This window comes from Nitratireductor sp. CH_MIT9313-5 (genome assembly GCF_037029545.1).
Classification (GTDB): Bacteria; Pseudomonadota; Alphaproteobacteria; order Rhizobiales; family Rhizobiaceae; genus Chelativorans.
The window spans coordinates 458191-471109 of the sequence record NZ_JAYMER010000011.1 but is presented as its reverse complement, the minus strand read 5'-3'; the positions used below and the strand labels follow the sequence as shown (position 1 = coordinate 471109).

Below are 12919 nucleotides of genomic sequence, written 5' to 3'. Positions count from 1 at the left end.
ACTCATATTGAGTGCCAGCATTGTCAAAAGCAGGAAAGCTTCTATCTTTGCCGCTCATGGGGCCAGATGAGATCACCAAATTGCTTGCCAGAACCGCGCTGCGAGACCGCAATGCGTTTGATCGGCTCTATCGTCTCACGAGTGCGAAACTTTTCGGAGTGTGTCTGCGTGTCTTGAAAGACAGGGCAGAAGCTGAAGAGGCATTGCAGGAAATCTATATCAAGATCTGGCACAAGGCAGACCGTTTCACCGCTAACGACTTGAGCCCCATCACCTGGCTTGTCGCTGTGGCGCGCAACCACTGTATTGACCGGTTGCGGGCACGCAAGAAGGGCAACCGCCCGCTGGACGAGGCTGCCGAAATTGCCGATGCCGCTCCAGGGCCGGAGGCGCAGGCGGCGGCACGGGGGGAGCGTCGACGTATTGACGGTTGCCTCGATGAGCTTGAAGCTGATCGCGCGCTTGCGGTCCGTGGTGCCTATCTCGACGGCGACAGCTATGTCGAGCTTGCTGAGCGCTTCTCGGTACCGCTCAACACGATGCGCACATGGCTGCGGCGCAGCCTGATGAAACTGAAGGATTGTTTGGAAGCATGAGCGAGCAGGACAACATGCCAGGCCACGAAGGGGGGGACGACATGGTCGCCGCCGAATTCGTGCTGGGCGCGTTGGACGAGCGCGAGCGTGCTGCCATCGCCCGACGCATCGAGCAGGAGCCGGAATTCGCGCGGCTGGTGGACGAATGGGAAGAGCGGCTGGAAGGCCTCGGGCGCGAGTTCGCGCCTGTCGAACCGCCGCCGCAGATCGCTGCCTCGATCAACCGCCGGCTCTTCGATGCTGCCCCCCAGGACGCAAAAGGCTCCTCCGCAGGAGGCTGGTTCGGGCGCTTGTGGAACAATGCAGCAGCCTGGCGTGCCGTGGCGCTGGCTTCCGTCTTCGCCTTTGCCGCAGTCTCCTTCTACAGCCTGGCACCGCGGGAGAATGCCGGTGAAGAGGCACGTTATGTCTCCTCGCTCGCACCCACCCAAAGTGACGTGCATTACTTCGTCGTCTATGACGCACGCGACGGCAATGTCCGCCTTTCACACGTCACCGGCGCGCGCCCCGAAGGTCGAGATTTCGAATTATGGGTAATCGAAGACGGCGCTCCGCGCTCGCTGGGCGTGATCCCGGAGGGTCAACGCGTGCGAATGGCAGTGGCCGAGCGCTTCAGTGGAGAAATCGCGGGTGATGCGGTTTTCGCCATCACGACAGAACCGCAGGGCGGTTCTCCCAGCGGCGCACCGACCGGGCCAGTTGTTGCCCAAGGTGATATCAACGCGATCTGATTTTTATTCTCCATTAATTTCAGTCACTTGAATACTTTCTGCCTCTTTCTACGATTTTTTCTGAAACTCTTGTCTGCAGGCTTTCGTGGCTACCCCTGCCTTCCCGAGAGGAAGGAACAGATCAATCCAGGGAGTACACGACATGAACAAGTTCACCTCTTCCATGCTCGCCGGCGCTGTTGCCGTTGCCGCACTCACCGGTGCCAGCTTTGCTGCTGACAACCCGATGGTTGGCGGGGCGGAAATGTATGCCGACAAGAACATTGTTGAAAACGCAGTCAATTCGCAGGATCACACGACGCTTGTTGCTGCAGTGAAAGCTGCCGGTCTTGTCGAGACGCTTTCCGGTGAAGGTCCGTTCACCGTCTTTGCTCCGACCAATGCCGCTTTCGAAGCCCTGCCGGAAGGCACGGTCGAGACGCTGCTGAAGCCGGAAAACAAGGATCAGCTCACCAAGATTCTTACCTGTCATGTTGTGGGCACCGAAGCCATGTCCGATGCCATCGGCAAGATGATCGCCGATGACAATGGCAACCATCCGGTCAAAACGCTCGGTGGTTGTGAGCTGTCTGCCAAGATGGATGGCGACAAGATTACGCTGACCGACGAGAACGGCAATGTTGCTACCGTGACCATCGCCGATGTCGACCAGTCAAATGGCGTGATCCACGTCATCGACGCCGTGCTTCTGCCCAAGCAGTAATCTTCGAGCGCGCCGTGATGGGCCGCCCCTTTCGTTTCCTCACGAGTTCCATCACGGCGCCTTGATTTGCGCTTGTAATCGCACCGCCACTAGTCTGCAGCCAAAGCAAAAAGGAGCCGCGTGATGACACGCCGGAAATTTCTTCTCGGATCGACCGGAACACTGGCAGCCCTTGCAGCCGGAGGCAGCTTCATGCGCGACCTCTTGGCAGGACCTGCGCTGGCGGCGGAAGGCGAGTTCGAGATCACCAAGACACCGGAAGAATGGCGCGCGATCCTGACCAAGGAGCAATTTGCCGTTCTTCGCGAAGAAGCGACAGAGCGCGCCTTCACCAGCCCGCTCAATGATGAGAAGCGTGCCGGACTGTTTCACTGTGCAGGCTGCGATCTGCCGCTTTATTCATCTGAAGCCAAATATGATTCAGGCACCGGCTGGCCGAGCTTCTACGAAGCGCTGCCGAATGCCATTGGCACGAAGGAAGACAAATCCTTCTTCATGACCCGCACCGAATGCCACTGCCGCCGCTGCGGCGGGCATCAGGGCCATATCTTCGATGATGGTCCACCACCTACAGGCAAGCGCCACTGCATCAATGGCGTGGCTTTGAAATTCGTACCCGAAGCCGCCTGACTTTCTCTCCAGTGCAATTGACCCGGGCAGAAATGTCCGGGTCTTTTTTGCATGAAGCTCCCTTCGCCTTCAGACGGCCTGCTCCAGCTTCGCGATGTCTCTCCCGCGGATGGCGTCCAGATTCCGCGTGATCTTTTCCTGCGGCCAGTTCCACCAGGCGATGTCCTGCAGCCGCGCCACCGTTTCCTTATCGAAGCGCTGGCGGATGACGCGGGCGGGATTCCCAACGGCGATGGAAAAGGGCGGGATGTCGCTTGCGACAACGGCATATGCGCCAATTATGGCACCATCGCCTATTGTCACGCCGGGCATGATGCGCGCCTGCGTGCCGATCCACACGTCGTGCCCTACCACCGTGTCGCCCCGCGAAGCGGCGTTGTAGGCGGCAGGGTCGAAACCTTCTTCCCAGCCATTGCCGAAGATGTTGAAGGGATAGGTCGAGAAGCCATCCATCAGATGGTTGGCGCTGCTCATGATGAACCGGACACCATGCGCGATTGCCACGAAGCGGCCGATGATCAGGCGGTCGCCCAGAAACTCATAGTGATAGAGAACATTGCGCTCCTCGAAACGCTCCGCACCGTTGGGGTCGTCATAGTAGGAGAAATCGCCCACTTGGATATTCGGGCGCGTGATGAAATTTTTCAGAAAAACGGCTCGGGGAAAACCGGCCATCGGATAGAGGCAGGAAGGATCGGGTCCGTGCATCGGACACCTCCATGATCTTGTCGAAGGGATGGTTTCGAAGCGACTGCATCCGTCCTGCCTTTAAATGGCATGACCGCCGGACCTTTGCGGGCCTTCGGGTGCGTCTATCCGGTCCCTTCTAGTGGATCACGTGCCTTCTCTCCTCTGTCGATAGCCTTCTATCAGGTTTCAGCCTGCAGGAACACCAGTCAGCTCTGGATCGCCTGGATGATATGTTCGCGCAACTCTTCCAGCCCTTCGCCCTTCTCGGAAGAAGTGGCGGTCAGTGCCGGAAAGGAAGCGGGGCGCTTGGCTATCTTCTTGGCGGTCTCTTCCTGCAGCTTGACCACCGCCGGCGGCTTGATCTTGTCAGCCTTGGTCAACACTACCTGATAGGACACCGCTGCCTTGTCGAGCAGGTCCATCACCTCCTCGTCATTCTTCTTGATGCCGTGGCGGGAGTCGATCAGAAGATAGACGCGCTTGAGCGTCACGCGACCGCGCAGATAGTCGAAGACGAGCTTCGTCCATGCATCCACCTGCGCCTTTGGTGCCTTGGCGAAGCCGTAGCCCGGCATGTCGACAATGGCCATCGGAGGAAGATCGCCGGGCTCACCGCTATAACCATCGGGCACGAAGTAGTTCAGCTCCTGCGTACGACCGGGCGTGTTGGATGTGCGCGCAAGCCCCTTCTTCGACACAAGCGCATTGATCAGCGAGGACTTGCCGACATTGGAGCGGCCCGCGAAGGCAATCTCCGGCGGCCCTTCCGGCGGCAGGAACTTCATGGATGGTACGCCGCGAATGAAGATCCACGGACGCGTGAACAAGCGCGCGTGAATTCCCTCCGACTTCATCGCCTCGGGGCGGCCTTCTGCCTTGTCGCTTGCCACTTTCATCTCCGCTTCATCACTTCACTAACAGCCCATCGGGTTTGACGGTCGGATTGTCAACTCCATGAGTGCAGAATGAGGATGCATGGGAGGTCTGCTCAGGCCAATCCCTTGCCCACCAGGCATGCAGAGGGAACGCCTCGCCTTGTTTGTCGGCCATCTGCTCGCCCGAAAGCGTCAAGCCCCCGTGCATGCGGTTCATAATCTTTATGGATTATTTGTATTCGTTAGTTAGAATACCCACGCGAAACAGGAGATCACTACACCAGAACAATCTGGTTGGCGTGATATTTGGCAAATGCTTCAGCAGAACTGTGAAGAATTTGCGTGGAATCTTTCCAGACTTTCCTCAGCCGACGAGATCTGGGCGGCCAGTTGCGACTATTTTGCCGAACAGGGTTTCGACGGGGTTTTTTACGCAGACATTGCCGGTCCGGCCCAGAATATCCGCACGAATATCGATGCCTCCTGGATGGAGGCGGAGAATGATCCCGATTATGCGAAGCGCGATCCCTTCTTTCGCCACGCCTGCAATGACGCCAGCGTCAAGCCGACGGGCGCATTGTTCCTGAGCGAACATCCCTATCTGGATGATGACGAGCGACGCTTTATCATGAATGCCGGCGAGAGCGGGCTTCGTGCGGGGCTGGCGCTTCCCGTGCGCCTGCGCGATCAGAACGGCTTGTGCGGCTGGCACGTGCTTTCAAGCCACGGACGTGCGCTCGTGGATCAACACCGCCGCCATGGCCTGGCGCAGCTGCGCTTTGCCGCACTTTTCAGCCATACGCAGATGCAGCAGCTGCGCGTGCATCCCAAAAGGGACTGCCCCCTCTCCGGTCGCGAAGTCGAATGTCTGCAATGGCTGGCAAGCGGCCTGCGCACCAAGGAAATCGCCCGCAAGACCGATCTCAGTCCGGCCACCGTAGAGTTTCACCTGCGCAATGCCCGCTTCAAGCTTGGCGCCACCACGCGCGAACATGCCTTGGCCATCGCGCTGCGCGACCGCCACATCTCGCTCTGATCATCCAGAGTAACGAAGCCCCGAGCATTGCGCGGGGCTTCATTGGATTGGTATGGAAGCAGCCTTACTCGGCTGGTTTCGGCTTTTTCTTGAACATGCCTGTCAGATTGTCCCAGAGCTCGATCTTGGCGCCCTGGCGCTTCATGATCACGCCCTGCTGGATGATCGAGAGCAGGTTGTTCCATGCCCAGTAGATCACGAGACCCGCCGGGAAGGTTGCCAGCATGAAGGTGAAGATCACCGGCATCCAGTTGAAGATCATGGCCTGCGTCGGGTCCGGCGGCGTCGGGTTCATGCGCATCTGCAGGAACATGGTGATGCCCATGATGATCGGCCAGACGCCGATAAGCAGGAATGCCGGGACGTCATAGGGCAGCAGACCGAACAGGTTGAAGATCGAGGTCGGGTCCGGTGCGGACAGGTCCTGGATCCAGCCAAAGAACGGCGCATGGCGCATCTCGATGGTGACGTAGAGCACCTTGTAGAGCGCGAAGAAGACCGGGATCTGGATCAGGATCGGCCAGCAGCCGGCAACCGGATTGATCTTCTCCTTCTTGTACAGCTCCATCATCGCCTGCTGCTGCTTCATCTTGTCATCCGCATATTTCTCGCGGATTTCCATCATGGCAGGCTGGACCTTCTTCATGTTCGCCATGGACTTGTAGGACTTGTTGGCGAGCGGGAAGAAGATGAGCTTTACGACAACCGTCGTGGCGAGGATGGCCACACCGAAATTGCCCAGCAGCTTGAAGAGGAAGTCGATGAGATAGAACATCGGCTTGGTGATGAAGTAGAACCAGCCCCAGTCGATCATCAGTTCGAACTGGCGGATATTCTTGTTCGCTTCATACCCTTCAATGACATTCACTTCCTTCGCGCCAGCGAAGATCATCGTCTCCACGGTGGAGCTGGCGCCGGGCGCCACGGAGATCGGATCGGACAGGAAGTCTGCCTGATAGCGGGCGCGGCCATCACCGAAATAGGAGTAGCGCGGCTGGAAGCTGCGGCCAGCCTCAGGGACCATCGCAACCGCCCAGTATTTGTCGGTGATGCCAAGCCAACCGTCCTCGGACTTGCCGGGGGTGATCTGGCGTTCTTCCTCGGCTTCCGAGTAGTCAATCTCGCGAAGACCATCCTCACCGGTCACACCGACAAGGCCCTCATGCAGGATGTAGATGCCCGAGGTTTCCGGCTCGCCGAAGCGGGTGGTACGGCCATAAGAGCGCAGCTCTACCGGTGCGCTGCCGGCATTCTCGATGCTGTCGGAGACGGTGAAGAGGTAGTTGTTGTCAACCGAGATCGTGCGGCGGAAGGTGACATTGCTGTCGTTGGTGTAGCTCAGGACAACAGGATTGCCGGGCGACAAAACAGCACCGTTCTCAACCTGCCACTGCGTGTCGGGGCCTGGTCCCTCACCTGCCGACGAACCGACATAGCCGGTCTCGACATAGTAGCCATTGGCGAGGCGGCCGGGATTGAGCAGGGTGACGATCGGAGAATCCTTCTCCACCGTCACACGATAATCCTTCAGGCGCAGATCGTCGATGCGGGCGCCAGTCAGGTTGATCGAACCAACCAGGCGGGGCGTGTCGATCTTGACGCGCTGACCCTGCGCCAGGGCATCATCACGAGAGGCAGGTGCGGCTGCCGCGCTGTCTGCACCTGGAATGGAAGCGGCATCGCTGCCAGTCTGGGCAGTGGGAATGTCGCTGCCTGCTGCGGTTCCCTCACCTGCCTGTCCGGCACTCTGATTTGCCGTTCCGGCATTCTGCTGCGCTTCGATCTGTGCAGCTTCACGCTGCGCCTCGATGCGGGGGTTCATGTAGAACACCTGCCAGACCACGAGGATGAGGATCGACAGGGCGATCGTGATGAGGAAATTGCGATTATTGTCCATGAGGGGTCCTTGAAGGCTGCCGCTTCGCCCGCATGCGACGGGACAGCTCATCTTTCAGCACGTCGAAAGCTACGCTCAAAATCTCGGGTCGCCCGACAACCACGTAATCGGTACCTGGTGCCATGTCCCGAACGGCGTGAAGCCGGGCGGCTTCGCGGATACGCCTGCGGATGCGATTGCGCTCAACCGCGTTGCCGCTCTTCTTCGTCACCGTAATGCCCAATCGCGGCGGGTCTTGGTCGCCACGATCCAGCACTTCAAGAAGAAAAAGGCGGCCACGCCGCTTTTCGCCACGGCGTACCGCCAGAAACTCGGCGCGCTTCTTCAAGCGCGCGGGATGACCTGCGGGCGCCCGGCCAGTCAATGTCCCGGCCCCCGCGCGTCAGATCAGGCGGAAAGACGCTTGCGACCGCGTGCGCGGCGAGCGGCAATTACGCGACGGCCGCCAGAGGTGGCCATACGTGCACGGAAACCGTGGCGACGCTTGCGAACAAGCTTGGAGGGCTGATAAGTGCGCTTCATTTATTTTAATACCGCGGAGTGCGGCCCTTCTTCATTCTGTCATGTATTGAACAGGAGCGTTACAGCCATCGACACGTCGTTGCGCGCCGGTTCACAAGGCCGAACGTGGCGCGCTTATAGGGTCAGATCGGTTTTGAGTCAATGAAACTGCGCGTGTGAGCAATTAGCTTCCCAAACAGCTCAGGCCTCTTCCACCTTTATCATTTCAGACATCGCTCGTTCAGACGGCAAATCACTCTTGGCCAAGCCCAACGCCACCCCGGCGCGATCCTCGGCGCTGCGGTTCTGGCTCATCTTGTGTTTGCCTTCGATGATACGGATCGGCATTCGCAGTCCGACAATGCCACGAAGCTGCCCCTTGAGAAATTTTTCAGGTGCATCTGAAACACCCCACTCGTCTGCCCGCCCGGCCTCATGGTGTCGCGTCAGGCGATCGACGACATCGTGAAGCCGCGCCTCATCATCGAAGAACTCGACCGACCCACGCGCCTGAACAGTGGTGTAGTTCCAGGTTGGCACGACCTTTCCGTGGGCCTTCTTGGATGCATACCAGGAAGGTGTCACATAGGCGTCGGGACCCATGAAGATGGCCAAGGCTTCAACTGAGGCCACATCCTGCCATTGCGGATTAGCACGCGCCACATGACCGTAGAGCGTACCATACGCTCCCTCTTGCGGATCAAGAAAGAGTGGAAGCGGGCTGGCATGAGTTCCTGCTTCCCCCACCGTCACCAGATTGGCCAATCGTGCTGCACGCATCCAGTCATGGAGGACACCCAGTTCTTCTTCACGAAAGGCCGGAGGACAGTACATCATGGCGCGGCTCCTAAAGGTGCGGTTTCGCAACGGCTTAGCCAATGCAGCGCGAAGCCGCCATGCGCCAGCGACCGGAAGCGCCTGCACCAAAGCATTGCGCCAGAAGAGTCAGCGCCGGTTCATGCCCTGTTTGAACTGGTCGAAAATGTTCTCCATGCTACGCTCATATTCGCCCGAGCTGTCGCCCTTGGGCTTGCGCCCGGGCTCGAACATCTCGCCAAAGAGGTCGCCCCACGGATTGCCCGATGATCGGGGCTGAGTTGGCTGGGGCGCGGACGGCTGCGCATCGGGTGCGGCCGAGGGCGATGCAGTGCCCCGCCCCTGGCGCACGAAATCGTTGAAGATGTCGCCCAGGGGATTGTTGCCGCGCGGGGCCTGCTCTCGCGTGGCTGTTTCCTCGCCCTTGCGACCGCCGCCGAGGAAATCCTCGAACATCTGGCCGAGCGGGTTGTCCGTGCCGCCACGCGCGCTGCCCGAGGGCGCTGCACGTCCCGCCGCACCGCCGATCAGGTCCTCCAGCATCTTGCCGAAGGGGTTGTTCGATGCGCTGCTGCCAGAGGGAGCGCTGCCGGACTGCTGATGGCGCATCACTTCCTTCATGATCTCGCCCAGCATTCCTCCACTTCCCGAGGCGCGCGCCTGCGGTACCTGGCCTGCAGACTGCTTGAAGAGCCCGCCCATGATCATGGAAGCAAGGGCCGGCAACATCTGCTTGAGCGTCGACTGGTCAATGCCCGTGAACTGCGAGGCCTGCGCGGTGACCGCGCGGCTGACATCCTTGGAGCCGAAGAGATGCCCTAGTATGCCATTGCCTTCGCTGCGCCCTTCGGGAGAAGCGGCATAGCCTGCATCCTCAAAATACCGGGCGTGTTTTCCACTTGAGAGTGCAGCGAGAAATCCGCTCATCCCGCCGGGATCGGACGCGTTGCGCTTGAGACCCTGGCTGAAGGCAGGAAGCAATGCTTCCATGGCTTCTTCGGTCTTATCGCGCGGCAGATTGAACTGGCGCGAAAGCTCATCAAGCGCGTGACCGTTCTGCGCGTTCTTCAGCAAGTCAAACAATGGCAACATCACGTATTTCTCCTTCACGCGCCCCTAGAGCGCCGAACCTAAAGAGAAATTGTGACGGTTCCCAGAAGTTGCAGCTTCTTCCACAAGGCAAGCCTTAACGGGAGGTTAACCGCTGCGGCTCTCGACCATCAATAGGCCTGCTCGAGGAAGATCGGCTCGATCGAACCACCCCAGCGGGTGTGGAAGGCCTTGACCATTTCCTCCGCACTGGTGGTGCCGCGTGCGACGACTTCGTCCAGCGGATCGAGAAAACCTGCTTCGTCATAGCCTTCCGAGTTGAGCAAGGCGCGCGCATTAAGCCCGCCACGCGCGATCTTCAGCACCTCGCGAGCGATATCGCGCATTTCGTGATTGCCGACCTGAGTAGCCAAAGCCTTTTCTGGAACGGCATCGCGCTGCGCGGCCACATCCTCGAAGGTCCAGTCAGCCGTCAGGTCATCTGCCGCCGACAATGCCGCGTCGTCATAGAGTAACCCCACCCAGAATGCGGGCAGTGCGCAAATGCGCCGCCACGGGCCGCCATCGGCTCCACGCATCTCGATAAAACGCTTCAGACGAACATCGGGGAAGAGCGTGGACAGATGGTTTGCCCAATCGCCCATGGTGGGCATGCCGTTTATCACCTCGTTGCGAAGCGCGCCTTCCATGAACTGGCGGAAGGTGACATGCGTGCAGTCGTGATAGCGTCCATTGCGGATGACGAAATACATCGGCACATCGAGCGCCCAGTCGACATAATCGGCAAAGCCGAAATCTTCCGAAAACACGAAAGGCAACAGGCCTGAACGCTGATTGTCGGTGTCGCGCCAGATATCGCCGCGCCAGCTTTTCAGGCCATTGACCTTGCCATCGGTGAAGGGCGAATTGGCGAAGAGTGCAGTGGAGAGCGGCTGAAGTTTCTGCGCCACGCGCATCTTGCGGCGCATGTCGGCCTCGGACGAAAAGTCGAGATTCACCTGGATCGTGCAGGTGCGATACATCATGTCCAGCCCCTTGGTGCCGACCTTCGGCATATAGGCGGTCATGATGTCGTAGCGCGATTTGGGCATCTTTGGTGTTTCAGACAGGCGCCATTTCGGGCTGCCGCCAAGGCCAAGGAAGCGGATGCCAAGCGGTTCGGCGATCTCGCGCAGCTGCGAGAGATGCACATTGCCTTCACGACATGTCTGGTGGATCGTTTCCAATGGCGCACCGGACAGTTCGAACTGCCCGCCTGGCTCAAGCGAAATCGCGCCCTGTCCTGTCGGTTCGACCAACCCGATGATGCGGCCGTCATCCATGATGGGGTTCCAGCCGAGCGTCTTCTGCATGCCTTCCAGCAGGGCACGAATACCGCGTGAACCCTCGTAAGGGACCGGGCGGTTGCCGTCGATATAGAAGGGGAACTTCTCGTGTTCGGTGCCGATGCGCCACTTGTCACGGGGCTTCGAGCCCTCAGCGAGATAGGCGACCAGCTGGTCCATGCTTTCGATCTGCCGGTCGTCGGTCGTATCGCGCGCCATTCAATTTACCTCCAGCCCGCTGGCTTCGCGCCTGCATGTCGAATGCCTGCTCTGCAATCAAGCAAAAAGTTTTGAGCCTTGGTTCAAGAATTCCAGTCGCCGATAACGGCCTGCACCAATGCGAGTGCGGCGACGGCGGCCGTGTCTGCACGCAGGATGCGGGGGCCCAGAGGGATCGCCGTGACGTAATCGGCGGCATACAGCATCTTGCGTTCGCTCTCGGAGAAACCGCCCTCCGGCCCGACCAGAAGTGCAGTTTTTCCGCCTTTCAGGCGTTCCAGCGCCGTGATCGGATTATTGTCGGGCGCGGCCTCGTCGCAGAAGATGAGCTGGCGGTTCTCGTCCCAGTTCTCCAGCATCTTCTCCAGCTTCACGGGTTCTTCAACATGCGGAACAGAGAGGATGCCGCACTGCTCTGCGGCCTCGATCACATTTGCCTGAAGACGGTCGATCCCCAGCTTCGGGACCTGCGTGTGCTGGGTGATGACAGGCAGCAACCTGCCTGCCCCCATCTCCACGGCCTTTTGCACCAGATAGTCCAAACGCCCCTTCTTGAGGGGCGCAAAGCAATAGAGAAGATCGCTCGGCGGCGTTTGCGGGCGGGTCTGTTCGACCAGCGCAAGCTCGACCTTCTTCTTCGCAACCGCTTCGATGCGACCGCGCCACTCGCCGTCCCGACCATTGAACAACAGGATCTCGCCGCCTTCGCGCATGCGCAGGACATTGGCGACATAATGCGCCTGGTCGGTCGCAAGCAGTATCCGAGCCCCCTCGCCCAGATCCGCTTCCACAAAAAGGCGCTGCATCTTGTAATTCGCTCGCATGGTGCCTGCTTATACCGCCTTGGCAGGGCGTCAAGTCTGCGCTGTGGGGTGCCAGATTGGCTGAAACCCGCTCCTCAAGGCGGATACCGTCGCTGCAGGGGTGATCACGCGTTGCGCTTCCCCAACTTTCGACACCGGCACGCCCTCCCGATAACCTTCGAAAGTCCATTCAAGGAGCGAAGGACCCCGCTTGGCGTAGGGCACCCCTGAAAATTCGATTATCACGCCATCGGGGAGATCGTGAACCATATTCCGGTTAACTAGTCCGTTTGTAGCTGATCGGGCTCTGGTTGCGTGAAGGATGTGATCCATTTGCGGCGCCGAAACGTGGCTTTCGCCTTGGCCACTCGCGAAAGCTCGGGCGAATGACGAGGCTGCTTCCCGCCTGCAGTAGAAGCAAGGGCGATGGCCTGCGGACAACGCAGTTACTTCATCCAGAAAGAATATCTCGGTCCACCCGGCCCCGCCGCTGCGCCCGTTGAAGCCCATCACGTCACGCCTGCGCCCCTGAAAATCACAGGTGCAGATGATCCAGGCCCTGGTCGTCCAGCGCCGGTTAAGCAAGCGGCGCGTTTGCGGATCATGGATCACGCCCCGATTTCCGGTGAACATGCCGCGGGCCTGAACCGCATGTAGCACACCGTATGGATCTGCACGGTTCTGCAGCACCATTGTTTCGTTCCCCGAAGGAATCCGTTGCGGCGATGCCACAGGCGGAAATTTCATTGTTAATGAAGTCTAAAGCCACTTGCGCGATTGAAGAAACTCGCCTTATTGGCGCCTCACCACAAGATTCACTAAACCATAACGTGAATTGAGTCGGCTGTTGGAACAATTTCGTAACAAACGAATATTAGCTTTCAGAATGAAACAGTGAAACCGAGATGAGCTTCATGCGTGCCACGATTATTTCCGCCATGTTCCTGACTGCCATGTTCGCAAGCGGCGCTGGCATCTATGCAGCCACCGCTTCGGACGTTTACGAGACGACAGACGGCTACGGCATCTCCAGCTTCCGCCGCTAAC

General features: G+C 59.2%; 15 protein-coding genes. 6 read left to right on the top strand and 9 right to left on the bottom strand.

All coding sequences use genetic code 11. The features are described 5' to 3' along the window. Window positions 1-56: 56 nt before the first annotated feature. The 4 genes from WA367_RS06265 (at window position 57) to msrB (ending at window position 2660) form a co-directional block, all read left to right on the top strand. Window positions 57-596 (top strand): sigma-70 family RNA polymerase sigma factor, encoded by a 540-nt coding sequence (locus tag WA367_RS06265; protein ID WP_336056054.1) that lies wholly within the window; start codon window positions 57-59, stop codon window positions 594-596. Next, on the top strand, window positions 593-1327 hold the full coding sequence (locus WA367_RS06260; RefSeq protein ID WP_336055917.1) for an anti-sigma factor: 735 nt from the start codon (window positions 593-595) through the stop codon (window positions 1325-1327). Before WA367_RS06265 ends, WA367_RS06260 begins: the two co-directional genes overlap by 4 nt. Window positions 1328-1469: 142 nt before the next feature. After that, a complete protein-coding gene (locus tag WA367_RS06255; RefSeq protein ID WP_336055916.1) occupies window positions 1470-2030 on the top strand; it encodes a fasciclin domain-containing protein in 561 nt (186 codons plus the stop codon). A gap of 192 nt (window positions 2031-2222) precedes the next feature. Then, the gene (gene msrB / locus WA367_RS06250) at window positions 2223-2660 is read left to right on the top strand and encodes a peptide-methionine (R)-S-oxide reductase MsrB (protein ID WP_336056053.1); all 438 of its coding nucleotides are present in this window, start codon (window positions 2223-2225) and stop codon (window positions 2658-2660) included. 69 nt (window positions 2661-2729) lie between these two features. On the opposite strand, the gene WA367_RS06245 is transcribed toward msrB, so the two are convergent. Both WA367_RS06245 and yihA read right to left on the bottom strand, forming a co-directional pair. Next, a complete protein-coding gene (locus WA367_RS06245) occupies window positions 2730-3368 on the bottom strand; it encodes a CatB-related O-acetyltransferase (protein ID WP_336055915.1) in 639 nt (212 codons plus the stop codon). Window positions 3369-3556: 188 nt separating this feature from the next. Then, complete coding sequence (gene yihA, locus WA367_RS06240; protein WP_336056052.1) at window positions 3557-4204, bottom strand: ribosome biogenesis GTP-binding protein YihA/YsxC; 648 nt, start codon at window positions 4202-4204, stop codon at window positions 3557-3559. A 334-nt stretch (window positions 4205-4538) separates the two neighbouring features. Between yihA and WA367_RS06235 the strand changes: the two genes are divergently transcribed. Further along, window positions 4539-5261, top strand: a complete 723-nt coding sequence (locus WA367_RS06235) for a helix-turn-helix transcriptional regulator (protein WP_336055914.1) — start codon at window positions 4539-4541, stop codon at window positions 5259-5261. A 64-nt stretch (window positions 5262-5325) separates the two neighbouring features. Here the strand turns inward: WA367_RS06235 and yidC are convergent, their stop codons facing one another. The 7 genes from yidC to WA367_RS06200 form a co-directional block, all read right to left on the bottom strand. After that, the gene (yidC, locus tag WA367_RS06230; RefSeq protein ID WP_336055913.1) at window positions 5326-7158 is read right to left on the bottom strand and encodes a membrane protein insertase YidC; all 1833 of its coding nucleotides are present in this window, start codon (window positions 7156-7158) and stop codon (window positions 5326-5328) included. Further along, window positions 7148-7522 carry a ribonuclease P protein component gene (gene rnpA, locus WA367_RS06225; RefSeq protein WP_336055912.1) on the bottom strand — a complete coding sequence of 125 codons (375 nt, stop codon included), beginning with the start codon at window positions 7520-7522 and terminating at the stop codon, window positions 7148-7150. The genes yidC and rnpA overlap by 11 nt, the downstream gene beginning before the upstream one ends. A 23-nt stretch (window positions 7523-7545) precedes the next feature. Beyond that, the gene (gene rpmH / locus WA367_RS06220) at window positions 7546-7680 is read right to left on the bottom strand and encodes a 50S ribosomal protein L34 (RefSeq protein ID WP_036482406.1); all 135 of its coding nucleotides are present in this window, start codon (window positions 7678-7680) and stop codon (window positions 7546-7548) included. Between the two features lie 180 nt (window positions 7681-7860). Then, entirely contained in the window at window positions 7861-8493 is a 633-nt protein-coding gene (locus WA367_RS06215) for an FMN-binding negative transcriptional regulator (RefSeq protein WP_336056051.1), read from the bottom strand. 111 nt (window positions 8494-8604) lie between these two features. Continuing rightward, window positions 8605-9567 (bottom strand): DUF937 domain-containing protein, encoded by a 963-nt coding sequence (locus tag WA367_RS06210; protein ID WP_336055911.1) that lies wholly within the window; start codon window positions 9565-9567, stop codon window positions 8605-8607. A gap of 128 nt (window positions 9568-9695) precedes the next feature. After that, the gene (locus WA367_RS06205; RefSeq protein ID WP_336055910.1) at window positions 9696-11069 is read right to left on the bottom strand and encodes a glutamate--cysteine ligase; all 1374 of its coding nucleotides are present in this window, start codon (window positions 11067-11069) and stop codon (window positions 9696-9698) included. Window positions 11070-11152: 83 nt separating this feature from the next. Then, entirely contained in the window at window positions 11153-11893 is a 741-nt protein-coding gene (locus WA367_RS06200; protein WP_336055909.1) for a 16S rRNA (uracil(1498)-N(3))-methyltransferase, read from the bottom strand. A gap of 893 nt (window positions 11894-12786) precedes the next feature. Here WA367_RS06200 and WA367_RS06195 point away from each other — a divergent pair. Beyond that, window positions 12787-12918, top strand: coding sequence for a hypothetical protein (locus WA367_RS06195; protein ID WP_336055908.1), 132 nt, complete (start codon window positions 12787-12789; stop codon window positions 12916-12918). Window position 12919 lies beyond the last annotated feature (1 nt).